Genomic DNA, 21,286 nt, shown 5'->3' with positions numbered 1-21,286 from the left:
CAGGCCCACGCCGGCCCCGTGCGCCCAGGAGGTGACCAGGGCGAGAAGGGCAGCTCCGTCACCACCGTCGACCTCGAGGCCGCCGGCCGGGACGAGTCGGACGCGCGACCCGGTCGCAGAGCCGGCCTGCTGCGTGTCGAGGACCTGCTGAAGAGCGTCCCGCGCCGCCGCGGCGTCGGTGCCGGCCGCGAGCCCGAGGTGCACGGCCGACCCCTCGCCGACGAGGTCCGCGACGGATCCCTGCGCCAGGACGGCGCCCTCGTCGACGATCACGACGTGGTCGGCGAGCGTCTCGGCCTCGGCCATCTGGTGGGTCGTCAGCACGATGCTGGTGCCGTCCGTCCGGAGCTCGTCGACGAGCTCCCACACCGCATGACGGGCCTGCGGGTCCAGACCGGCGCTCGGCTCGTCGAGGAAGAGCACCGCAGGGCGCCCGACGATCGCCGCGGCGAGCGCCAGCCGCTGCCGCTCGCCACCCGAGAGCCGGCGGACCGTCGTGCCGAGGAATCGGTCGAGGCCGAGCCGAGCGGTGAGCTCGCCGAGGTCCCGGGGGTGGCGGTACATCGAGGCGACGTGGCGCAGCACCTGGCCCGCCGGGGCCCCGTTCGGCAGTCCGCCGTCCTGGAGCATGACCCCGACGAGGGGGCGCAGCCGGCGCGCATCGCGCACCGGGTCCCGACCCAGGACCGTGATCCGGCCGGCGTCGGGTCGGCGCAGACCGATGCAGCACTCGACCGTGCTGGACTTCCCGGCACCGTTGGGGCCCAGGAGCGCTGTCACCGCACCCGGCGCGGCCTCGAGGCTGAGACCGTCGACGGCCCGACGGCTTCCGTAGCGCACCTGCAGCGAGTCGACGCTGACGGCGGGCGGACGGGCAACGGCGTCGCCGGGCGGCGGGGGAGGCACGGTCGGTGAGTCTACGGCGCGGGCACGGAATTGGCGGGAAGCAATTGAGCAACGCTAGTGTTGTCAATATCCGAGCGAGGGACCGGGGAGGTGGCATGGTGACGCAGGACGACAAGGAACGTTCGACGCGTGACCGCCTGCTGCGCCTGGTCGTCGAGACCGGCCCGGTGTCCGTCGTCGAGCTCGCCCAGGACCTCGACCTCACCACCGCGGGGGTGCGCCGCCATGTCGCGGCCCTCGAGGAGGAGGGGAAGATCGCCGTGCACTCCGTCCCGCAGACGGTCCCCGCGGGGCGTGGTCGCCCGGCGCGGCGCTACGTGGCAACCGAGCGTGCGCACAGCGCGTTGAGCAGCACCTACGCCGACCTCGCCGAGGAGGCCCTGGAGTTCCTCGAGGACGCACTCGGCCCCGACGCCGTCGCAGCCTTCGCCCGCAGCCGGATGGCGGCGATGGAGGGCCACCTGGCCTCGCTCACGGCCGACGTCCCGGACCTCTCGGCCCGGGTCGACGCGCTCGCCGAGGCGCTCTCCCACGAGGGTTTCGCCTCGAGCGTCCGCCCTGTCCCCGGCGGAGGGGCCGTGCAGCTGTGCCAGGGCCACTGCCCGGTGCAGGGCGTCGCCTCCCGGTTCCCCGCGCTCTGCGAGGCCGAGGCCCAGATGTTCTCCCGGCTGCTGGGCGTGCACGTCCAGCGACTGTCCACCCTGGCCGCAGGCGGCCACGTCTGCACCACCCACATCCCGACGGGCGCCGTGCGCCCCGTCGTCCGAGCACGATCCGAGGGTCGCCCCGAAGCGGCCGTGGAGGGAGTCCGATGAGCGCACCGACCGAGCCCATCACCAGCGCACCGTCGAGCGACGACGAGATCATCGCGTCGATCGGGAGCTACGGGTACGGCTGGCACGACTCCGACGCCGCCGGCATGTCCGCGCAGCGCGGGCTCTCCGAGGCCGTCGTGCGGAACATCTCCGCGCTGAAGGACGAGCCGCAGTGGATGCTCGACCTGCGGCTGAAGTCGCTGCGTCTGTTCGACAAGAAGCCGATGCCCAACTGGGGTGCGGACCTGTCGGGGATCGACTTCGACAACATCAAGTACTTCGTGCGGTCGACCGAGAAGCAGGCGACGAGCTGGGACGACCTGCCGGAGGACATCAAGCGCACCTACGACCGGCTGGGCATCCCCGAGGCGGAGAAGCAGCGCCTGGTCGCCGGCGTGGCCGCGCAGTACGAGTCCGAGGTCGTCTACCACCAGATCCGCGAGGACCTCGAGGAGCAGGGAGTCCTGTTCCTCGACACCGACACGGCGCTGCGTGAGCACCCGGAGATCTTCCAGGAGTACTTCGGCACCGTCATCCCGCCGGGGGACAACAAGTTCGCCGCGCTGAACACCGCGGTGTGGTCCGGCGGCTCGTTCGTCTACGTCCCGCCGGGCGTGCACGTCGACATCCCGCTGCAGGCCTACTTCCGGATCAACACGGAGAACATGGGCCAGTTCGAGCGGACGCTGATCATCGCCGACGAGGGCTCCTACGTGCACTACGTCGAGGGTTGCATCGCGCCGATCTACTCCAGCGACTCGCTGCACTCGGCGGTCGTGGAGATCATCGTGAAGAAGAACGCGCGGGTGCGGTACACGACGATCCAGAACTGGTCGACCAACGTCTACAACCTCGTCACCAAGCGGGCGACGGCCGCCGAGGGCGCGACCATGGAGTGGGTCGACGGGAACATCGGCTCCAAGGTCACCATGAAGTACCCGGCGATCTACCTGCTCGGCGAGCACGCCCGCGGCGAGACGCTCTCGATCGCGTTCTCCGGTGCCGGCCAGCACCAGGACGCCGGCGCGAAGATGGTGCACGCCGCGCCGCACACCTCCTCGTCGATCGTCTCGAAGTCGGTGGCGCGTGGCGGCGGCCGGACCTCCTACCGCGGTCTGGTGCAGGTCCTGGAGGGTGCGGAGCACTCGAGCTCGAACGTGCTGTGCGACGCGCTGCTGGTCGACCAGATCTCGCGCTCGGACACCTACCCCTACGTCGACGTCCGCGAGGACGACGTGTCGATGGGGCACGAGGCGACGGTCTCCCGGGTCAGCGAGGACCAGCTCTTCTACCTGATGTCCCGGGGGATGGCCGAGACGGAGGCCATGGCGATGATCGTGCGTGGCTTCGTCGAGCCGATCGCGCGGGAGCTGCCGATGGAGTACGCCCTCGAGCTCAACCGGCTCATCGAGCTGCAGATGGAGGGGTCGGTCGGCTGAGGCCCACCGCACCGTCCGTCCCCGATCCCTGCACCAGCCAGCCTGAGAGGTTCGCAGCACCCCATGACCACTGATCTGTCCGAAGGTCTGACCACGGACCACAGCAAGGCCGTCGCCGATGCGGCCCACACCCACGGCACCGGCGCGGCCGATCTCGCCTCGAGCCGGGCCGATCGTCGCGCCTCCTTCGCGCTCGCCGACTTCCCCGTCCCGACGGGGCGCGAGGAGGAGTGGCGGTTCACGCCCGTCTCCCGGGTCGCACCCCTCTTCGACTCCGTGAACGAGGGGCTCGGCACGGACGGCGTCCAGCTGACCGTCGTCGAGGCGCCGGAGGCCCGGGTCGAGATCGTCGGGCGTGACGACGAGCGGCTGGGCCGTGCGGGCAAGCCGGGCGACCGCGCGGCCGCGGCAGCGTGGAACTCGTTCCACGAGGCGACGATCGTCACCCTGCCGGCGCAGTCCGTCTCCTCCACCGTGACGAGCATCCGGGTCGAGGGACATCCGGGGCAGCAGCGCCCGTCGGCCTCGCACCTGCTGGTGCACGCCGAGGAGCTCAGCGAGGGCATCGTGGTGCTCGACCACACCGGACCGGCGCTGCTCTCGCAAACGGTCGAGGTCGTCGTCGACGACGGCGCCCACCTGACCGTCGTGAGCATCCAGGACTGGGACGCCGGTGCCGTGCACCTGTCCTCCCACCGGATGACCGTGGGTCGCGACGCCACGCTCAAGCACATCGTGGTCACCCTCGGGGGCGACGTGGTGCGACTGACCCCCGACGCGGAGTTCACCGCCGAGGGCGGCTCCATCGAGTCGCTCGGCCTGTACTTCGCCGACGCGGGCCAGCACCAGGAGCACCGCCTCTTCATCGACCACGCCGTGCCGCGCTGCCGGTCGCGGGTGACCTACAAGGGCGCTCTCCAGGGCGAGGAGGCCCACACCGTGTGGGTCGGCGACGTGCTGATCCGTGCCGAGGCCGAGGGCACCGACACCTACGAGCTCAACCGCAACCTGGTGCTCTCGGACGGCGCCCGCGCCGACTCCGTCCCGAACCTCGAGATCGAGACGGGGCTGATCGAGGGGGCCGGCCACGCCAGCGCCACCGGTCGCTTCGACGACGAGCAGCTCTTCTACCTGCGTGCCCGGGGCATCCCCGAGGACGAGGCCCGCCGTCTGGTGGTCCGCGGCTTCTTCGCCGAGCTGATCCAGAAGATCGGCGTCCCGGAGATCGAGGAGCGCCTGATGGCCGAGATCGAGGACGAGCTCGCCGCCTCGATGGCCGCACTCGAGGCGGTCTCCGAGTGAGCGCTCAGGAGGTCTGCCGGCTGGCCGACCTGGCGCCCGGTTCCGCTCTGCGGATCGAGGTCGACGGGCCGTCCGGCCCCGTCGAGGTCGCCGTCGTGCGGACCGCCTCCGGCGCGGTGCACGCCGTCTCGGACATCTGCTCGCACGGCCAGGTCTCGTTGTCCGACGGTGACGTCGAGGGCGAGACGATCGAGTGCTGGCTGCACGGTTCCACCTTCGACCTGCGGACCGGTGCCCCCCTCGCACTGCCCGCGACCCGTCCTGTCCCCGTCTACCCCGTGACCCTCGACGGCGAGCGTGTGCTCGTCGACGTCGACGTCCTCTGAGGAGAAGAGCATGTCCACCCTGGAGATCCGCGACCTGCACGTCAGCGTCGAGACGAAGGAGGGCGCCAAGCAGATCCTGCGGGGCGTCGACCTGACCGTCGCCGCCGGCGAGACGCACGCGATCATGGGCCCGAACGGTTCGGGCAAGTCGACGCTGGCGTACTCGATCGCCGGCCACCCCAAGTACCAGATCACCTCCGGAACCGTCACCCTCGACGGCGCGGACGTGCTGGCGATGAGCGTCGACGAGCGTGCCCGCGCAGGCATGTTCCTGGCGATGCAGTACCCCGTGGAGGTCCCCGGGGTGAGCGTGTCGAACTTCCTGCGTACGGCCAAGACGGCGATCGACGGCCAGGCACCCGCCCTGCGGCACTGGGTCAAGGACGTCAAGCAGGCGATGGAGCAGCTGCGCATGGGCCCGGAGTTCGCCGAGCGCAACGTCAACGAGGGGTTCTCCGGCGGCGAGAAGAAGCGCCACGAGATCCTGCAGATGGAGCTCCTGAAGCCGAAGATCGCGATCCTCGACGAGACCGACTCCGGCCTCGACGTCGACGCGCTGCGCATCGTCTCCGAGGGCGTGAACCGCGTCGCGGCGGACGGTCAGGTGGGCGTGCTGCTCATCACGCACTACACGCGGATCCTCCGGTACATCAAGCCCGACTTCGTGCACGTCTTCGTCGACGGGCGGATCGCCGAGGAGGGTGGCCCCGAGCTGGCCGACCGGCTCGAGGCCGAGGGCTACGACCGCTTCCTGGCGTCGGCGTGACGGCCGGCCCCGCCGCGGCGTTCCGTGGTCGACACACCCAGGAGGGTGGTGCCGTGGGCGCAAGCACGTCGGCACTGTCGAGCGCCGAGCTCGCCGCGGTGCGGGCCGACTTCCCGCTGCTGACCCGCACGGTGCGCGGTGGACGACCGCTGGTCTACCTCGACTCCGCGGCGACCGCCCAGAAGCCGGACGTCGTCATCGACGCCGAGCTGGAGTTCTACACGCGGCAGAACGCTGCCGTGCACCGCGGTGCCCACCAGCTCGCCGAGGAGGCCACGGCCGCCTTCGAGCTCGCCCGCAGGTCGGTGGCCGACCTCGTCGGGGCGGACGAGGACGAGATCGTCTGGACCTCGAACGCGACGGCAGCGATCAACCTCGTGGCCTACGCGATCGGGAACGCCAGCCTCGGCCGTGGTGGACCGGCCGCCCGCCGGTTCGCGCTCGCCCCCGGGGACGAGATCGTCGTCACCGAGGCCGAGCACCACGCCAACCTCGTCCCGTGGCAGGAGCTGTGCGCCCGCACGGGAGCCGTCCTGCGCTGGATCGGGATGGAGGACGACGGCCGGCTCCGGCTCGACGAGCTCGCGAGCGTGGTCGGGGACCGCACGAGGCTCGTGGCCGTCTCGCACGCCTCGAACGTCACCGGGGCGGTCACCGACGTCCCGACGGTCGTGGCGCGGGCGCGGGAGGTCGGGGCCCTGGTGGTGCTCGACGCCTGCCAGTCCGTTCCGCACCTGCCGGTCGACGTGCACGCCCTCGACGTGGACTTCGCTGCCTTCTCCGGGCACAAGATGCTCGGACCGACGGGGGTGGGCGCGCTCTACGGTCGGCGCGAGCTCCTGGCGGACCTTCCTCCCGTGACCACCGGCGGCTCGATGGTCGAGGTCGTGACGATGGAGTCGACCACCTTCGCCGCACCTCCGCAGCGGTTCGAGGCCGGTACCCAGATGGTCGCCCAGGCCGTCGGGATGGGTGCGGCCGCGCGATACCTGAGCGAGCTCGGTCTCGCGGCGGTGGCGGAGCACGAGGCGACCATCACCGCAGCCCTGCTCGACGCGGTCCAGGCGGTGCCCGGCGTGCGGGTGATCGGCCCGACGGACACCCGCGACAGGCTCGCCGTCGTCGCGTTCGTCGTCGACGGCGTCCATCCGCACGACGTCGGCCAGGTGCTCGACGACCTCGGTGTCGCGGTGCGGGTCGGCCACCACTGCGCGCAGCCGCTGCACCGCCGGTTGGGCGTCCCGTCGAGCACCCGTGCCTCGGGCTCCGTCTACACGACGCTCGAGGAGGTCGCCACCTTCGGGGCGGCCCTCGCGAGCGTCCGTCCCTTCTTCGGGCTGGGAGGTCCGCAGTGAGCACCGCGATGGAGCAGCTGTACCAGCAGCTCATCCTCGAGCACGCCAAGACCCCGCACGGGAAGGGCCTCCAGGACGGCGGCCAGGGCGAGTCCTTCCAGGTCAACCCCACCTGTGGCGACGAGGTCCGGCTCCGGGTGCACCTGCGCCCAGGGGAGCCGGTCATCGACCACGTCTCCTGGGACGGCCAGGGCTGCTCGATCTCGCAGGCCTCGATCTCGGTGATGTCCGAGCTCGTCGAGGGAGCCGAGGTCCCGACGGCCGAGGACCTCGGGTCGACCTTCCGCGAGCTGATGCACGCACGCGGGAAGGGTCTCGACGAGGAGTCCGAGGACCGGCTCGGGGACGCGACGGCCTTCACCGGCGTCGCGCAGTACCCCGCCCGTATCAAGTGCGCGCTGCTCGGCTGGGCCGCGCTGCGCGACGCCCTGGTCCAGGCCGGGGCAGTGACGACCGACGCCGGTGCACCGGCCAGCACTCAGGAGGACGAATGAGCACGAGCCCGATCTCGGTCGCCGATGTCGAGGAGGCCCTGCGCGATGTCATCGACCCCGAGCTGGGGATCAACGTCGTCGACCTGGGCCTGGTCTACGGCGTCGTCGTCGACCAGAACAACCATGCCGTGATCGACATGACGCTGACCTCGGCGGCCTGCCCGCTGACGGACGTCATCGAGGACCAGGCCGGCTCCGTCCTGGAGTCCCTCGTCGACGGCTTCCGGATCAACTGGGTCTGGATGCCGCCGTGGGGCCCGGAGAAGATCACCACGGACGGCAAGGAGCAGCTGCGCGCCCTGGGCTTCAACGTCTGATCAGCGGGGTCACAGGGCGCTCGTCGCGAAGGTGTCGCACGCCGCGACGCTGCCCTGCTCGTAGCCGATCATGAACCAGCGCTCGCGCTGCTCGCTGGAGCCGTGCGTCCACGAGTCGGGGTTGACGATCCCGCCGGAGGACGACTGGATGTGGTCGTCCCCGACGGCCGCTGCCGCCGACAGCGCGTCCGCGAGCTCCGCGGAGGTGACCGGCTCGAGGAACGGTACGCCTCGGTCCGGGTCGATCGTGGTGGCGGCCTTGCCGACCCACAGGCCCGCGTAGCAGTCGGCCTGGAGCTCCAGGCGCACGGAGTCGGAGTCGGCGCCGGTCCCGCTGCGGTCGGCGCGGTCCATCACCCCGGTGATCTGCTGGATGTGGTGCCCGTACTCGTGCGCGGTGACGTACATCTCGGCGAGCGGTCCTCCCGATGCGCCGAAGCGGCTCTCCAGCAGGTCGAAGAACCCGAGGTCGAGGAAGATCGTCTGCTCGGGCGGGCAGTAGAACGGCCCGGTCGAGGAGGAGGCCTGCCCGCAGGCCGTGCTCGTGGAGGAGTCGAAGTCCACGACGTCGGGGATCGGGAAGCTGTCCGGGTCCACGTCGAGCTGCTCGATCCACACCGCGTCGAGCGACTGGACCGCCGCGGAGAGCCGGCAGTGCCGTTCGGTGTTGGCCTGCTCGACGGTGCACTCCTGCGTGGTGCCCGGCGTGCCCGACCCGGCGTCCGACTGCGCGGCCGGATCCTGCCCGGTCACGGCGCCGAGGATCGGGCCGAGGTCGACACCCAGCACGCCGGAGAGCAGCAGCACGGCGATGCCGACCAGTCCGATCCCTCCGCCCGCGGCGACCGTGCGCCCGCGCCCGCGACGCTGGACCCGCCCGCCCTCGAAGCTCCCGCCCTCGTGGAACGTCATGGGCACACGGTAGGTGCCCACCGGCCGGTGCACACCTCGGAGGCGAGGACCCCTCGGCCCTCACCCGACGCGCCGCCGGGACGTGGTCCCGCCACCGATCGCTCGGCGCTCAGTCGCCGATCCCGCGGGCAGCGAGGGCCTCGCCGACCGCACGCGAGCGGCCGACGGCGCGCACGGCGAAGGGGACGAGCTGTGCGCGGGGGGACCGCTCGAGCCCGCGGGCCCTCGCAGCGTCCCGCACCTCGGTGAACAGGTCCCCGATCGCTGGGACGGTGCGGAGCATGAGGGCGACGGCCAGCGCGAAGCCCTCCGGAGGAACGCCGAAGCGGTGCAGCGGGCGCACCGCCCTGCTCAGCCCGTCCAGCAGGACGTCGGTCGGCGTGGTCGCGGTGACGACCGTCCCGGCCACGACGAGAGCCACCAGGTCCCCGGAGACCTCGACGCCCACGGGCCAGCCGCGCTGCCAGGTCTGGTAGGCCAGGACGACGGCGGCGGTCAGGAGCACCGGACGCAGCCCACGCAGCGTGGCCGCGAGGGGGAGCCGGGCCACCGCCGCGGTGAGCACCGCGAGGAGCACCGCCACGATCGCGGGTCCGGGGCCGCGCAGCACGACGACACCGACACCGAAGAGCCCGAGGACGGCCATCCGGAGCCGCAGCGGCGCCCGGTGCACCACCGTGCTGCCCGGTCGGTACAGGCCCAGCAGGGACGGTCCGGGGCTCATCGCAGGGCCATCATGTCGACGTAGCGCTCGACCGTCGCGACCGGGTCGCCGTCGGCGACCACGCGGCCCTCGTCGACCAGCAGGACACGATCGGCGCGCCGAGCGGCGTCCAGGTCATGGGTGACGAGCAGCAGCTGGGCGTCGACCTCCTCGAGCAGGCCGTCGACGACCCGTCGCCAGCGCAGGTCCAGGAGCGTGGTGGGCTCGTCGCAGACGAGCACCTCTGGACCGGTGGCCAGGACCCCCGCCAGGGCGAGGAGCTGCTTCTGACCCCCGGAGAGCGCATGGACAGGGGTACCCGCATGCTCGGCGAGGCCGATCCGCGCCAGGACGAGTCGTGCGCGATCGTCGCGCTCGGCCCGGTCCTGGACGGTACGTCGCAGGGAGAGCGCGACGTCCTCGAGTGCCGTCGGCATGACCAGCTGGGCGTCGGGGTCGGTGAACACGAAGCCGACCCGGGATCGCACGGCCGCGCCGTGCCGGGCGACGTCGAGCCCGCAGGTGACGACACGGCCGGTCGTCGCGGGCCGCAGCCCGTTGACCATGCGGGCAAGGGTCGACTTCCCGGAGCCGTTCGCACCGATGACGGCGATGCGCCGTTCGGCGAGCGTGCAGCTCACCGGGTCGAGCAGGACGCGTCCGGTGTCGCCGGAGGTGCCGGGGACGCTGACACCGGCAGCGTGGAGCTCGATCACCCCATCGCCGCCGGGCGGTTCAGGAGGTCGGGGAACGCCCGGTGGACGGCAGGGGCCACCATCGTCACGAGGGCGATCTTGAGCAGGTCGACCGGCAGGAAGGCCATGTTGATCGCGAGGCCCTCGGCCAGGGACATCCCCAGGCGCGCGGCGAGCACGGGGACGCCGACGGCGTAGATCACCACGGTGCCCAGGACGCTGCCGAGCAGGACGACGGCGCCGAGGCCCACCGTGCGGCGCAGGGCAGGCCGCCGTGCCCCGGCGCGACTCCCGGCGCGCGCGCCGAGCCGCTCCACCACGAACCCCGTCAGCCAGGCGCCCACCGGGAACGCCAGCAGGTAGCCGAGGGTGACCTTGGCGAACGTCGCGGGGCCGCCCGTGCCCTCGGCGAAGACCGGAAGGCCGGCGAAGCCCACAGCCAGGTAGAGCAGCACGGCGAGCGCACCCTTGCGCGAGCCGAGGACGGCGCCGAGCATCAGGACGGCGAAGGTCTGCAGGGTGATCGGCGCCCCGGAGGGGCCGATCGGCACGGCCACCAGGGAGCAGACCACCAGGAAGGCCGCGCCGCTCCCGACCAGGGCGAGGTCGGCCGCGCGGAAGCCCTGGCGGGCGGTGGACTCGGAGGCGAGGGACATGCGGTCTCCAGGATCAGGACGAGGGGGCCGGACGGCATCCGGCGGTCGCGCGCCGGTCAGCCCACGCTAGTCGGTCGTAGGATGGTCGTCGTTTGTGCCCGGCGACCAATCGGCCCGGCACCTCTCGGAGGAATACACAGTGATCACTGCCCAGGACGTCGAGCTGCGCGTCGGCGTCCGCGTGCTCCTTTCCGGTTCGAGCTTCCGGGTCGGCCCCGGCGACCGGATCGGCCTCGTCGGTCGCAACGGTGCCGGGAAGACGACCCTGACCAAGGCGCTGGCGGGTGAGGGATCGGTGACCGCCGGTCGGATCGTCAGGTCCGGCGACATCGGCTACCTCCCGCAGGACCCCCGTACCGGGGACCTCGAGATGCTCAGTCTCGACCGGATCCTCGCCGCTCGAGGCCTGGACGAGATCCTGCGTCGGATGCGCGAGACCGAGGGCGCCATGGCGAGCGCCGACGACGAGACGCGCGACGCCGCCATGGAGCGCTACCCGCGACTCGAGGAGAGGTTCACCGCGGCAGGCGGATACGCGGCCGAGAGCGAGGCCGCACGGATCTGCGCGAACCTCGGCCTGGACGAGCGGGTGCTCGCCCAGCCGCTCGGCACCCTCTCCGGTGGGCAGCGGCGCCGGGTCGAGCTCGCCAGGATCCTCTTCTCCGGGGCCGACACGCTGCTCCTCGACGAGCCGACGAACCACCTCGACGCGGACTCGATCGCCTGGCTGCGCGACTTCCTCGCGACCTACCCGGGCGGCCTGATGGTCATCAGCCACGACGTCGAGCTCGTGCGCACGGTGGTCAACAAGGTCTTCCACCTGGACGCGAACCGCGCGGAGATCGACCAGTACGCCATGGGCTGGGACGCGTACCTCCTGCAGCGTGAGACGGACGAGCGCCGACGCAAGCGTGAACGGGCCAACGCCGAGAAGAAGGCATCGGCCCTCATCGCCCAGGCCGACAAGATGCGCGCGAAGGCCACCAAGGCCGTCGCCGCGCAGAACATGGCCCGCCGCGCCGAGCGGCTGCTCTCCGGTCTGGAGAGCGCACGGGTGAGCGATCGCGTCGCCCATCTGCGCTTCCCGGACCCCGCACCCTGCGGCCGGACCCCGCTGACGGCGTCAGGGCTGAGCAAGTCCTACGGCTCGCTCGAGGTGTTCACCGACGTCGACCTCGCCATCGACCGGGGCAGCCGCGTGGTCATCCTCGGACTCAACGGCGCGGGCAAGACGACCCTGCTGCGGCTCCTCGCGGGAGTGGAGAAGGCGGACACCGGCGTCGTCCAGCCAGGTCACGGGCTCAAGCTGGGCTACTACGCGCAGGAGCACGAGACCCTCGACCCGACGCTGACGGTCGTCGACAACCTCCGGCACGCGGCTCCGGATCTCACCGACACCCAGGTGCGCGGAGTGCTCGGTTCCTTCCTCTTCTCCGGGGACGACGCGGAGAAGCCGACCCATGTCCTCTCGGGTGGTGAGAAGACACGACTCGCGCTCGCCGTGCTCGTCGTCTCCTCGGCGAACGTGCTGCTCCTGGACGAGCCGACCAACAACCTCGACCCTGCGAGCCGTGCGGAGGTGCTCTCGGCGCTGCACGGGTACGCAGGAGCCGTCGTGATGGTGACGCACGACGAGGGCGCCGTGGAGGCTCTTGCACCCGAACGAGTGGTGCTCTTGCCCGATGGGGACGAAGATCTTTGGAACGACAGCTACGCGGACCTCATCTCGCTCGCGTGACACGGCCGGGCGGCTTTCCCGGTCGTCCGGTACTCGTCCGGCCCCTGGTCGGGCGATCACGGCAGGAGGAGAACCATGAGCTCGAAGATCCCGAAGGGCACCCGGGTGACCGGGGAACGTCGCAGCGACCTGGCCAAGGACCTGGTCGACCGCTACTCGCGCGGTGAGAGCATCCGGGCGCTCGCCCAGGACGTCGGGCGCTCCTACGGCTTCGTCCACGCCCTGCTGATCGAGTCGGGGGTGCCGATGCGCAGCAGAGGAGGAGCGACGCGCGGGGCCGCAGCAGAGAAGCGCCGCGCCGAGCTCGCAGCAGGCACGTAGTCCTGCGCCGGGCCGGCCGCGTGGTGGGGCAGCCCGTCAGCCCGCCGCGGCCGACTCCTGTGCGTCGAGGAGAGCGTCCTCCTCGTCCTCCGCGCTCGGACGTCGACGTCGTCGCGGTGGCGTCGACGTCGCGCCGTCCGCAGCCTCACGGCGGAGCAGGATGACCGCTCCGACCACCGCCCCGATCGCGAAGACGCTCCACTGGAACGCATAGGACAGGTGCGAGCCGAGGTCGGTGCTGGGCTCCTCGAGCGCGCCCAGGCCGGTCGGCTCGCCGTTCTCGCCGATCACCGTGGCGTAGGCGAGCAGCGTGGGCTCCTCCCACGGCACGGACGCCGCCAGGCGGACCGTCTCGGCGTTGATGACCTGGACCTGGCCGGGCGGTGCCGTGCGGTCGTTCGCGCCTTCCTCGACCCGGAGCCGTGCGAGGAGCTCGACGGTGCCGTCAGGGAGCTCGGGCACCGATCGCGGGGAGGCGCCGTCCGCCGCCGTGGGGATCCAGCCGCGGTCGACCACCAGGACGGTCCCCGCGAGCGCGCCCTCGTCCACGAGGAAGCCGGCCAGGGCGTGGAATCCTTGGGCCCCGCCCACCGGGCGATTGCGCAGCAGCACGGTGGAGCCGGGGACGTAGTGCCCCGTCGCGGTGACCGCGTGCCAGACCTGATCCTCCTCGACGGCGGCGCCCTGACGCAGCAGCCGCTCGAGCGGCAGCGGTGCGGCGTCCCTGTTCTCCTCGAGCACGGCGACCGCAGCGCTACGGGCCTGGTGCCGGTGCCACTGCCAGAGCCCTGCCGTCGCGCAGCCGGCCGCCACCAGCAGCGCGACCGACATCGTGGCCACCCAGCGTCGGACCACGACCCACGACACGGTCAACCGTCGGTCGGGGTGAGCTCGTCGACCCCGACGGTGTCTCGCCAGAACCCGCGCACCCGCAGGTGCTCCTCGAGGTGGGGGCGGTGGTCGGTGCAGGCCAGCCACACCTTGCGCCGCTCCGGGGTGTGCAGGCGGGGGTTGTTCCAGCGCACGGCCCAGTCGGCCGGTGCGCGGCACCCCCGTGCGCTGCACACGAGCACGTCGTTCTCCGTCACCCGAGATCTCCCGTTCGGGGCACCGTTCCGAGTCCGGTCACCGACGGTGACGCCGGCAGGCTCGGCGGCTCCAGGAACGTACCAGGATCGTCCGCCTCCTCACGGCCCGCGTTGGCGAGCACCACTGCCAGGTAGGGCAGCAGCACCGCGCCGACCAGCAGCAGCCAGCGGGTCCAGTGGTCCACGACCACCGCGCCGAGGAAGCAGGCCACCCGGACCGACATCTGGACCAGGTACCGGCGCATGCGACGGTCCACGTCCTCGGAGAGCGGCACGCGGGCGGAGGTGATGCGCTGGACCTCCTGCTCGCGCGGGACCGCCGGCGGGCCCGACGGGCCGCCGTCCGCACCTCGCGAGCGTGTCACCGGCTCAGGCTAACCGCGCCCGGCGGTGCCCGCTCCTCGGGCTCACGCACCCCTGGATGCCCTCGGTCCGCTACCGTCGTCTGGTCTGTGCGATCACCCCCGACGAGGAGAGCCCGTGCCCGAGCACACCCCCCGCAGCGTCCTGGTGACGGGCGGCAACCGCGGAATCGGCCGCGCCATCGTCGACCGCTTCGTCGCGGCCGGGGACAAGGTCGCCTCGCTCGAGCGCTCCGGCGGGGAGCCGCGCGACGGTGTGCTCTCGGTCAGGGGTGACGTGACCGACTCGGCGTCGGTCGACGCCGCCTTCGCAGAGGTGGAGGCCGCCAACGGCCCCGTCGAGGTGCTCGTCGCGAACGCCGGGATCACCAAGGACCAGCTGATCCTGCGGATGAGCGACGAGGAGTTCGACTCGGTCATCGACGTCAACCTCGCCGGCGCGTTCCGCTGCGTGCGACGGGCCACCAAGGGCATGATCCGCCTGCGCCGCGGACGCATCGTCCTCGTCTCCTCGGTCGTCGGCCTGTACGGCGGACCGGGGCAGGTCAACTACTCGGCGTCCAAGGCGGGGCTCGTCGGCATGGCGCGCTCGCTCACGCGGGAGATCGGCGGGCGGGGGATCACGGCGAACGTCGTCGCCCCGGGGTTCATCGACACCGCCATGACGGCGGCACTCCCGCAGGAGCGGCAGGACGCCTACCGCGCCGCGATCCCGGCCGGCCGGTTCGCCCAGCCCGACGAGGTCGCGGGCGTCGTCCAGTTCCTCGCCTCACCCGACGCGGGCTACATCTCGGGTGCGGTCATCCCGGTCGACGGTGGCCTCGGGATGGGCCACTGACCCCTCGCCCGCTGGGGCGGTACGGTCGGACCCAGGTGGGCCCGCCCGACGTATCTGTTTCGAGGAAGGAACACACGTGAGTCTGCTCGACGGCAAGACGGTGCTGGTCACCGGGGTTCTCACGGAGGGCTCGATCGCCTTCCACGTCGCACGACTGGCCCAGCTCGAGGGTGCGTCCGTCATCCTCACCTCCTTCGGTCGTCAGGCCCGGCTCACCGCCGCGATCGCCAGGCGGCTCCCCGTGGAGGCGCCGATCGTCCAGCTCGACGTCACGGACGAGGACGACCTCACGGCCCTTGCCGAGCGGCTGCGCGAGCACACCGACCACCTGGACGGCGTGGTGCACTCGATCGGCTTCGCCCCGCAGTCGATCATGGGCGGGAACTTCCTCACGGGTGCCTGGGAGGACGTCGCGACAGCGGTGCACGTCTCCGCCTTCTCGCTCAAGGCGCTCGCCGTGGCGGCGCAGCCGCTGCTGCGCCCGGGGTCCTCGATCGTCGGGCTCACCTTCGACGCGACCCTCGCCTGGCCCGTCTACGACTGGATGGGCGTGGCCAAGGCCGCGTTCGAGTCGACCTCGCGGTACCTCGCCCGTGACCTCGGGCCCTCGGGGATCCGCTGCAACCTCGTCTCCGCGGGCCCGGTCAAGACGACGGCGGCGAAGTCCATCCCCGGCTTCGAGAAGATCGAGGCGGGCTGGTCGGATCGTGCGCCCCTCGGGTGGGACATGACCGACGCGGTGCCCACGGCCAAGGCCGTGGCCGCGCTGCTCTCCGACTGGTTCCCGGCGACGACCGGCGAGATCGTGCACGTCGACGGCGGCGTCCACGCGATGGGCCTGTGAGATGACCGGCGGTCGGCCGGCGGGGCACCGCCTCGTCCTGCTGCGGCACGCCAAGGCGGAGTCGCACGGCGACCGTGCGGACGAGCTGCGCGCCCTCGCCCTTGCCGGTCGCCGGCAGAGCGGGGACGTCGGGCTTCGTCTGGTCACCTCCGGCCTGCTGCCCGAGCGGGTGCTCGTCTCCTCCGCGGTGCGGGCCCGGCAGACCTGGGACCTCGTCCGGTCCTCGCTGGGTGACGTCCCCGATCCGGAGGTGGATGTCTCCGACGAGCTCTACGACGCCGGGCCGCGGGGCGTGATCGAGCTCATGGCGACCGTCGACGAGCGGATCGCGACCCTGCTCGTCGTCGGCCACGAGCCGACGATGTCGATGACCGGTGCGTTGCTCGCAGACGTGCACGGCAGCTCCGCCGGGCTGGCGACGCTGCACACGGGCCTGCCGACGGCCGGCTTCGCCGTGCTGGACGTGCCGAGCTGGAGCGCGATCGGGCCCAGCGCCTGCCGGTTGCTGGAGGTCTGGCGCCCGGAGCGCTGAGTCGCGACCGTTCGGACGCCGCTCCTGACGCTCAGTCCTCCGGTCCGCCGGGCAGCCCGAGCAGCGGGAGCGCGGCGTCGAGGCGCCCGTGGATGGCGGCCGCTGCGCGTGCAGCGACGACGGGCTTCGCGTTGAACGCGATGCCGAGACCGGCGGCGTCGATCATGTCGAGGTCGTTCGCGCCGTCGCCGATCGCGACCGAGTCGGCCATGGCGGCGCCGTGGGCCGCGGCGAGCTCACGCAGGGCAGCGGCCTTCGCCGCCCGGTCGATCACCGCTCCGGTGACCCGACCGGTGAGGTGCCCGCCCTCGACCTCCAGCCGGTTGGCCCGGACGAAGTCGATCCCCAGGCGGGCGGCGAGCGGTTCGACGACCTCGAGGAAGCCGCCGCTGACCAGGCCGATGCGCCAGCCGGCCCGCTGGACCGCCTCGACCAGCTCGACGGCACCGGGGTTGAGCCGGATCCCCGCCAGCACGGTGCCGAGCACGGAGACGGGCAGCCCCGCCAGGAGGGCCACGCGAGCGTGCAGGGACGCGGCGAAGTCGAGCTCCCCGCGCATGGCGCTCTCGGTCACGGCGGCCACCTCGTCGAGCGCGCCGGCATGCGCGGCGAGCATCTCGATGACCTCTCCGTCGACGAGAGTGGAGTCGACGTCCAGGACCAGGACGCGGGGGCGGTCTGCTGAGATCACCGGCGCAGGCTAGCCGACCGGATCAGTCCGCGACGACCATGCCCTTGGGGACGATCGTCACTCCGGACTCGGTGACGGTGAACCCGCGTGCGATGTCGTGCTCGGCATCGAGCCCGATCCGGGCGCGCTCCTTCACCACGACGTTCTTGTCGACGATCGCCCGGTGGATCTGCGCGTGCCGACCGACCAGCACACCGTCGAGCAGGACGGAGTCGCTGACCGAGGCCCAGGAGTGCAGGTACACGCCGGGGGACAGGACCGACCCGGAGACCGTCGCCCCGGAGACGATCACGCCGGGGGAGACGAGCGAGTCCGAGGCGTGACCGAGCCGGCCAGGCCCCGCGTGGACGAACTTCGCGGGGGGCAGCTGCTGGTACCCCGAGAACAGCGGCCACCGCGTGTTGTAGAGGTTGAAGACCGGGTTGATCGAGATGAGGTCCCGGTTGGCGTCGTAGTACGCGTCGAGCGTGCCGACGTCCCGCCAGTAGTCGCGGTCCCGATCCGTCGATCCGTCGACGTCGTTCTCGATGAAGTCGTACAGCCCTGCCGTCCCCCTGTTGACGAAGTAGGGCACGATGTCGCCGCCCATGTCGTGCCGGGAGGTGGGGTTCGTCGCGTCGGCGGTGACCGCCTCGATGAGGGCGTCGGCGCTGGCGACGTAGTTGCCCATCGACGCGAGGACCTCGGTCGGCGAGTCGGCGAGACCGACGGGCTCGGTGGGCTTCTCCAGGAATGCCGCGATCTTGCGCGGGTCGTTCGCGTCCGCCTCGATGACGCCGAACTGGTCGGCCAGCCCGATCGGCTGCCGGATCCCGGCGACCGTGAACTCGGCCCCGGAGGCGATGTGCTCGTCCACCATCTGGGCGAAGTCCATGCGGTAGACGTGATCGGCGCCGACCACGACGACGATGTCGGGCTTCTCGTCCTCGATCGTGTTCAGGCACTGGAAGATCGCGTCGGCGCTGCCGAGGTACCAGTGCTTGCCGACCCGCTGCTGGGCGGGAACCGGGGCGACGTAGTTGCCCAGGAGGGGCGACATCCGCCAGGTCTTGGCGACGTGGCGGTCCAGGCTGTGCGACTTGTACTGCGTCAGCACGACGATCTGCAGGTACCCGGAGTTCACGAGGTTCGACAGGGCGAAGTCGACCAGGCGGTACATCCCCCCGAACGGGACCGCCGGTTTTGCCCGGTCGGCCGTCAAGGGCATCAAACGCTTGCCCTCTCCACCTGCGAGGACGATGGCCAGGACCCTCGGTGCTCCCATGGCACGACCCTAGCCGGTGAACAGGGCTCAAGGGCATAGGTCGATCGCACACCCTCGCGCTAGCGTGTCGGTGTGCGAGTCGACCTGCTGACCCGAGAGTTCCCTCCGCACGTGTACGGCGGTGCCGGTGTACACGTGACCGAGCTGAGCGCTGTCCTGCGACGACACATCGACGTCCGCGTCCGATGCTTCGACGGTCCACGCGAGCAGGAGGACGTCACCGGGTACTCCGACCTCGCCGAGCTGGCGGACGCGAACGCCGCTCTGCGGACCTTCGGGGTCGACCTGCGGATGGCGGGCGACGTCGCGGGCGCGGACCTCGTGCACTCGCACACCTGGTACGCGAACCTCGGCGGCCATCTCGCCGGGCTGCTGCACGGGATCCCGCACGTGATCAGCGCGCACAGCCTCGAGCCGCTGCGGCCGTGGAAGGCCGAGCAGCTCGGCGGGGGCTACGCGCTGTCCGGCTGGGCCGAGCGGACGGCGTACGAGGGCGCGGCCGCGATCATCGCCGTGAGCGCCGGCATGCGCGCGGACATCCTGCGCTGCTACCCCCAGCTGGACCCGGAGAAGGTCAAGGTCGTCCACAACGGGATCGACCTGTCCGGCTGGCGTCGCCCGGAGGGGGAGGGCGTCGCTCGGGCCGATGCGGTCGCGCGGGCCAGGGGGATCGACCCCGACCGCCCCGCCGTGGTCTTCGTCGGACGGATCACCCGGCAGAAGGGGCTGCCGTACCTGCTGCGGGCCGCGGAGGCGCTCCCGCCGGAGGTGCAACTCGTGCTGTGCGCCGGCGCCCCCGACACCCCGGGGATCTACGACGAGGTCACCGGGCTGGTCGCGAGCCTGCGCGAGCGCCGGGACGGCGTCGTGTGGATCGAGGACATGCTCCCGCGGGACGAGCTCGTCGCCGTCCTCTCGGCCTGCACCGTCTTCGCCTGCCCCTCGGTCTACGAACCCCTGGGCATCGTCAACCTCGAGGCCATGGCCTGCGGCCTGCCCGTCGTGGGCACGGCCACCGGTGGCATCCCCGAGGTCGTCGACGACGGGGTGACCGGTCTTCTCGTGCCGATCGAGCAGGTGCAGGACGGCACCGGGACACCGGTCCATCCCGACGTCTTCGTGGCCGACCTCGCCGCGGCCCTGGCCGCGATCGCCACCGACCCGGACCGGGCGTCGGCGATGGGAGCGGCGGCCCGCACCCGGGTCGAGGACCACTTCGCCTGGGATGCGATCGCCGAGCGCACGCTGGAGGTCTACCGCTCGCTGCTCGCCTGAGCCGGGTGCCGCTCGGTACCGAGCTGTTCTCCGCACGCAGCGGGGGGCGGGCCCGGTAGCGGGTGGCGGACCGTGCGGCTCAGCCGATCGAGCCGAGGGTCGCCGCGACGATCGCGTGGCGGGCCGCGTGGTCGAGCGTCCGCAGCACCTGGGTGCGCCGGTCCACCTGCCAGGACGTCACGGCCGCACCGTCGTCGACCGTCGCCAGGGCGACCACCTCGCGCAGACGCGTCGCATCCGTCAGCACCCGGACCCGCCGCGGCGCCAGGCCGGGCGGCAGAGGCCCGGGCCCGGGCCCTCCGCGCAGGTCGGCCAGGGCGGCGGCGGCCTCGGGTCGCCATCGCGCCAGGTCGAGGTCGACGAGCTCGTCGACGCTGCGACGCAGCACCTCGCGCAGGTCCTGCTCGGCCTCGGCGAGCGTGCCGACCATCCCCGCCAGCGGCCGCGGCTGCTCGATCGGGTGCACCGACCAGGTCACCGCCGTACCGAGATCGCCCTCCGGGCCGAACACCGTGACGTCCGGGACGGCGACCAGGCTCCGGTCCTGGCGGCGCAGCAGCACGCACTCTCCGGCGTCCGCCGCGAGATCGGCGACCTGGGCGGGAGCCCCCAGGTCACCCGGCACGGGGAGCAGGGCCACGATCTCGCCCGGGCCGGTGCGCAGGGCGAGCAGGAGGTCGGCCAGTCCGGTGCCGCTGTCGAGCCCGACGACCTCATGGGGCTCGTCATCGCCCTCGACGGCGGCCACGGCCCCGGAGGTCGAGGTCGGCGCCCAGAGGGCGAGGAGCACCGAGCGGTCCAGCTCGGTGCCGTGGTCCTGGGGTGCGGTGGAGGGCGTCGGCACGCCGACACGCTACCCGGACCGGGTCGGAGTGCACCCGGCCGTCGGATCGGCCGGACGAGCCTGCGGGCCGGTGGTCCGCGGCACCGGGAAGGCGCCGACGACGGGTAAGGTCGAGAACCATGGACACGGGGCTCGGCACGGTGCTCGAACTGCAGGATGTCGGCGTCCGACGGGGCACCACGACGATCCTCGAGCACGTCACCTGGACGGTGCACGAGGGCGAGCGGTGGGTGGTGCTCGGCCGGAACGGTGCAGGCAAGACGACCCTGCTCCAGATCGCCGCCGCGCGCATGCACCCCTCGTCGGGGAGCGCCTCGGTGCTCGGCGAGCGGCTCGGCCGGGTCGACGTCGCCGAGCTGCGGATGCGCATCGGCGTCGCCTCCGCTGCCCTCGCCGACCGGTTCGACCCCGCCGAGCGCGTCGTGGACATCGTGCTGACCGCTGCGTACGCGATGACGGGGCGGTGGCGCGAGCAGTACGAGGCGCTCGACCACGAGCGTGCGCGGACCCTGCTCGGGGTCTTCGGCGTCGGTGAGCTCGCCGAGCGCACCTGGGGCACCTTGAGCGAGGGCGAGCGCAAGCGGACCCAGATCGCGCGGGCCCTGATGACCGATCCCGAGCTGCTGCTGCTCGACGAGCCGGCCGCCGGTCTCGACCTCGGTGGACGGGAGGAGCTGGTCGCGGCGCTCGCCGAGCTCGCCGGCGACCAGCGCTCGCCGGTCCTCGTGCTCGTGACCCATCACGTCGAGGAGATCCCGCCGGGCTTCACGCACCTCCTGCTGCTCAAGGACGGGACGGTGCAT

General features: G+C 72.2%; 26 protein-coding genes. 15 read left to right on the top strand and 11 right to left on the bottom strand.

Translation table 11 applies throughout. The features are described 5' to 3' along the window. Positions 1-906 (bottom strand): ABC transporter ATP-binding protein (locus tag ABWK99_RS03160; RefSeq protein ID WP_372593243.1); only part of this gene is annotated, 906 nt, incomplete at its 3' end. Between the two features lie 95 nt (positions 907-1,001). Here ABWK99_RS03160 and ABWK99_RS03155 point away from each other — a divergent pair. The 8 genes from ABWK99_RS03155 to ABWK99_RS03120 all read left to right on the top strand — a co-directional run bounded on the left by ABWK99_RS03155 (position 1,002) and on the right by ABWK99_RS03120 (position 7,720). Then, the gene (locus ABWK99_RS03155) at positions 1,002-1,721 is read left to right on the top strand and encodes a helix-turn-helix transcriptional regulator (protein WP_372593242.1); all 720 of its coding nucleotides are present in this window, start codon (positions 1,002-1,004) and stop codon (positions 1,719-1,721) included. Continuing rightward, positions 1,718-3,160, top strand: a complete 1,443-nt coding sequence (sufB, locus tag ABWK99_RS03150) for a Fe-S cluster assembly protein SufB (RefSeq protein WP_372593241.1) — start codon at positions 1,718-1,720, stop codon at positions 3,158-3,160. The genes ABWK99_RS03155 and sufB overlap by 4 nt, the downstream gene beginning before the upstream one ends. 63 nt (positions 3,161-3,223) lie before the next feature. Further along, entirely contained in the window at positions 3,224-4,462 is a 1,239-nt protein-coding gene (gene sufD, locus ABWK99_RS03145; RefSeq protein ID WP_372593240.1) for a Fe-S cluster assembly protein SufD, read from the top strand. Next, positions 4,459-4,788, top strand: coding sequence for a non-heme iron oxygenase ferredoxin subunit (locus ABWK99_RS03140; RefSeq protein WP_372593239.1), 330 nt, complete (start codon positions 4,459-4,461; stop codon positions 4,786-4,788). Before sufD ends, ABWK99_RS03140 begins: the two co-directional genes overlap by 4 nt. Before the next feature lie 10 nt (positions 4,789-4,798). Further along, positions 4,799-5,554: a Fe-S cluster assembly ATPase SufC gene (gene sufC, locus ABWK99_RS03135; RefSeq protein WP_372593238.1), complete on the top strand. Its 756-nt coding sequence runs from the start codon at positions 4,799-4,801 to the stop codon at positions 5,552-5,554. A gap of 53 nt (positions 5,555-5,607) precedes the next feature. After that, a complete protein-coding gene (locus ABWK99_RS03130) occupies positions 5,608-6,909 on the top strand; it encodes a SufS family cysteine desulfurase (protein WP_372593237.1) in 1,302 nt (433 codons plus the stop codon). Next, positions 6,906-7,403 carry a Fe-S cluster assembly sulfur transfer protein SufU gene (sufU, locus tag ABWK99_RS03125; RefSeq protein WP_372593236.1) on the top strand — a complete coding sequence of 166 codons (498 nt, stop codon included), beginning with the start codon at positions 6,906-6,908 and terminating at the stop codon, positions 7,401-7,403. Before ABWK99_RS03130 ends, sufU begins: the two co-directional genes overlap by 4 nt. Further along, positions 7,400-7,720: a metal-sulfur cluster assembly factor gene (locus ABWK99_RS03120; protein WP_372593235.1), complete on the top strand. Its 321-nt coding sequence runs from the start codon at positions 7,400-7,402 to the stop codon at positions 7,718-7,720. The genes sufU and ABWK99_RS03120 overlap by 4 nt, the downstream gene beginning before the upstream one ends. Before the next feature lie 9 nt (positions 7,721-7,729). Here ABWK99_RS03120 and ABWK99_RS03115 read toward each other — a convergent pair whose 3' ends face one another. The 4 genes from ABWK99_RS03115 to ABWK99_RS03100 all read right to left on the bottom strand — a co-directional run bounded on the left by ABWK99_RS03115 (position 7,730) and on the right by ABWK99_RS03100 (position 10,686). Continuing rightward, entirely contained in the window at positions 7,730-8,632 is a 903-nt protein-coding gene (locus tag ABWK99_RS03115) for a neutral zinc metallopeptidase (protein ID WP_372593234.1), read from the bottom strand. A gap of 109 nt (positions 8,633-8,741) precedes the next feature. Then, complete coding sequence (locus tag ABWK99_RS03110) at positions 8,742-9,356, bottom strand: energy-coupling factor transporter transmembrane protein EcfT (protein ID WP_372593233.1); 615 nt, start codon at positions 9,354-9,356, stop codon at positions 8,742-8,744. Next, on the bottom strand, positions 9,353-10,051 hold the full coding sequence (locus ABWK99_RS03105) for an energy-coupling factor ABC transporter ATP-binding protein (protein WP_372593232.1): 699 nt from the start codon (positions 10,049-10,051) through the stop codon (positions 9,353-9,355). The genes ABWK99_RS03110 and ABWK99_RS03105 overlap by 4 nt, the downstream gene beginning before the upstream one ends. Further along, on the bottom strand, positions 10,048-10,686 hold the full coding sequence (locus ABWK99_RS03100) for a biotin transporter BioY (RefSeq protein WP_372593231.1): 639 nt from the start codon (positions 10,684-10,686) through the stop codon (positions 10,048-10,050). The genes ABWK99_RS03105 and ABWK99_RS03100 overlap by 4 nt, the downstream gene beginning before the upstream one ends. Positions 10,687-10,825: 139 nt before the next feature. Here ABWK99_RS03100 and ABWK99_RS03095 point away from each other — a divergent pair, with 139 nt between their 5' ends. Next, positions 10,826-12,424: an ABC-F family ATP-binding cassette domain-containing protein gene (locus ABWK99_RS03095; protein ID WP_372593230.1), complete on the top strand. Its 1,599-nt coding sequence runs from the start codon at positions 10,826-10,828 to the stop codon at positions 12,422-12,424. Positions 12,425-12,499: 75 nt separating this feature from the next. Then, positions 12,500-12,745, top strand: a complete 246-nt coding sequence (locus tag ABWK99_RS03090; RefSeq protein WP_372593229.1) for a helix-turn-helix domain-containing protein — start codon at positions 12,500-12,502, stop codon at positions 12,743-12,745. Between the two features lie 36 nt (positions 12,746-12,781). On the opposite strand, the gene ABWK99_RS03085 is transcribed toward ABWK99_RS03090, so the two are convergent. The 3 genes from ABWK99_RS03085 to ABWK99_RS03075 are packed head-to-tail and all read right to left on the bottom strand — an operon-like array spanning position 12,782 to position 14,198. After that, complete coding sequence (locus ABWK99_RS03085; protein WP_372593228.1) at positions 12,782-13,612, bottom strand: SURF1 family protein; 831 nt, start codon at positions 13,610-13,612, stop codon at positions 12,782-12,784. Positions 13,613-13,614: 2 nt separating this feature from the next. Next, positions 13,615-13,833: a hypothetical protein gene (locus ABWK99_RS03080; RefSeq protein WP_372593227.1), complete on the bottom strand. Its 219-nt coding sequence runs from the start codon at positions 13,831-13,833 to the stop codon at positions 13,615-13,617. Then, positions 13,830-14,198, bottom strand: coding sequence for a DUF3099 domain-containing protein (locus tag ABWK99_RS03075; RefSeq protein ID WP_372593226.1), 369 nt, complete (start codon positions 14,196-14,198; stop codon positions 13,830-13,832). The genes ABWK99_RS03080 and ABWK99_RS03075 overlap by 4 nt, the downstream gene beginning before the upstream one ends. Before the next feature lie 115 nt (positions 14,199-14,313). On the opposite strand from ABWK99_RS03075, the gene fabG reads away from it, so the two are divergent. From fabG to ABWK99_RS03060, 3 genes are all read left to right on the top strand, one after another. Further along, positions 14,314-15,033, top strand: coding sequence for a 3-oxoacyl-ACP reductase FabG (gene fabG, locus ABWK99_RS03070; protein ID WP_372593225.1), 720 nt, complete (start codon positions 14,314-14,316; stop codon positions 15,031-15,033). A gap of 76 nt (positions 15,034-15,109) precedes the next feature. Further along, on the top strand, positions 15,110-15,877 hold the full coding sequence (gene fabI / locus ABWK99_RS03065; protein WP_372593224.1) for an enoyl-ACP reductase FabI: 768 nt from the start codon (positions 15,110-15,112) through the stop codon (positions 15,875-15,877). A 1-nt stretch (position 15,878) separates the two neighbouring features. After that, positions 15,879-16,409: a histidine phosphatase family protein gene (locus ABWK99_RS03060; protein WP_372593223.1), complete on the top strand. Its 531-nt coding sequence runs from the start codon at positions 15,879-15,881 to the stop codon at positions 16,407-16,409. A 31-nt stretch (positions 16,410-16,440) separates the two neighbouring features. On the opposite strand, the gene serB is transcribed toward ABWK99_RS03060, so the two are convergent. Together serB and ABWK99_RS03050 are read right to left on the bottom strand one after the other, a co-directional pair. Beyond that, entirely contained in the window at positions 16,441-17,100 is a 660-nt protein-coding gene (gene serB, locus ABWK99_RS03055) for a phosphoserine phosphatase SerB (protein ID WP_372593222.1), read from the bottom strand. 22 nt (positions 17,101-17,122) lie between these two features. Beyond that, positions 17,123-18,364 carry a glucose-1-phosphate adenylyltransferase gene (locus ABWK99_RS03050; protein WP_372593221.1) on the bottom strand — a complete coding sequence of 414 codons (1,242 nt, stop codon included), beginning with the start codon at positions 18,362-18,364 and terminating at the stop codon, positions 17,123-17,125. Positions 18,365-18,436: 72 nt separating this feature from the next. On the opposite strand from ABWK99_RS03050, the gene glgA reads away from it, so the two are divergent. After that, entirely contained in the window at positions 18,437-19,639 is a 1,203-nt protein-coding gene (gene glgA, locus ABWK99_RS03045; RefSeq protein WP_372593220.1) for a glycogen synthase, read from the top strand. Positions 19,640-19,718: 79 nt separating this feature from the next. Here the strand turns inward: glgA and ABWK99_RS03040 are convergent, their stop codons facing one another. Further along, positions 19,719-20,483, bottom strand: a complete 765-nt coding sequence (locus ABWK99_RS03040) for a hypothetical protein (RefSeq protein ID WP_372593219.1) — start codon at positions 20,481-20,483, stop codon at positions 19,719-19,721. A 119-nt stretch (positions 20,484-20,602) separates the two neighbouring features. On the opposite strand from ABWK99_RS03040, the gene ABWK99_RS03035 reads away from it, so the two are divergent. Further along, a partial coding sequence (locus tag ABWK99_RS03035) for an ABC transporter ATP-binding protein (RefSeq protein WP_372593218.1) occupies positions 20,603-21,286 on the top strand: 684 nt, incomplete at its 3' end.

This window comes from Actinotalea sp. (genome assembly GCF_041597215.1).
In the GTDB taxonomy this organism is placed as follows: Bacteria; Actinomycetota; Actinomycetes; order Actinomycetales; family Cellulomonadaceae; genus Actinotalea.
Note: the sequence above shows the minus strand (reverse complement) of the source record. Positions and strands in the feature narration are given on the sequence as shown.

Coding starts and splice junctions, on each gene's coding strand:
- ABWK99_RS03155 (WP_372593242.1), top strand. CDS start 1,002: ATGGTGACGCAGGACGACAAGGAACGTTCGACGCGTGACCGCCTGCTG.
- sufB (WP_372593241.1), top strand. CDS start 1,718: ATGAGCGCACCGACCGAGCCCATCACCAGCGCACCGTCGAGCGACGAC.
- sufD (WP_372593240.1), top strand. CDS start 3,224: ATGACCACTGATCTGTCCGAAGGTCTGACCACGGACCACAGCAAGGCC.
- sufC (WP_372593238.1), top strand. CDS start 4,799: ATGTCCACCCTGGAGATCCGCGACCTGCACGTCAGCGTCGAGACGAAG.
- ABWK99_RS03120 (WP_372593235.1), top strand. CDS start 7,400: ATGAGCACGAGCCCGATCTCGGTCGCCGATGTCGAGGAGGCCCTGCGC.
- ABWK99_RS03115 (WP_372593234.1), bottom strand. CDS start 8,632: ATGACGTTCCACGAGGGCGGGAGCTTCGAGGGCGGGCGGGTCCAGCGT.
- ABWK99_RS03110 (WP_372593233.1), bottom strand. CDS start 9,356: ATGAGCCCCGGACCGTCCCTGCTGGGCCTGTACCGACCGGGCAGCACG.
- ABWK99_RS03100 (WP_372593231.1), bottom strand. CDS start 10,686: ATGTCCCTCGCCTCCGAGTCCACCGCCCGCCAGGGCTTCCGCGCGGCC.
- ABWK99_RS03090 (WP_372593229.1), top strand. CDS start 12,500: ATGAGCTCGAAGATCCCGAAGGGCACCCGGGTGACCGGGGAACGTCGC.
- ABWK99_RS03060 (WP_372593223.1), top strand. CDS start 15,879: ATGACCGGCGGTCGGCCGGCGGGGCACCGCCTCGTCCTGCTGCGGCAC.
- ABWK99_RS03050 (WP_372593221.1), bottom strand. CDS start 18,364: ATGGGAGCACCGAGGGTCCTGGCCATCGTCCTCGCAGGTGGAGAGGGC.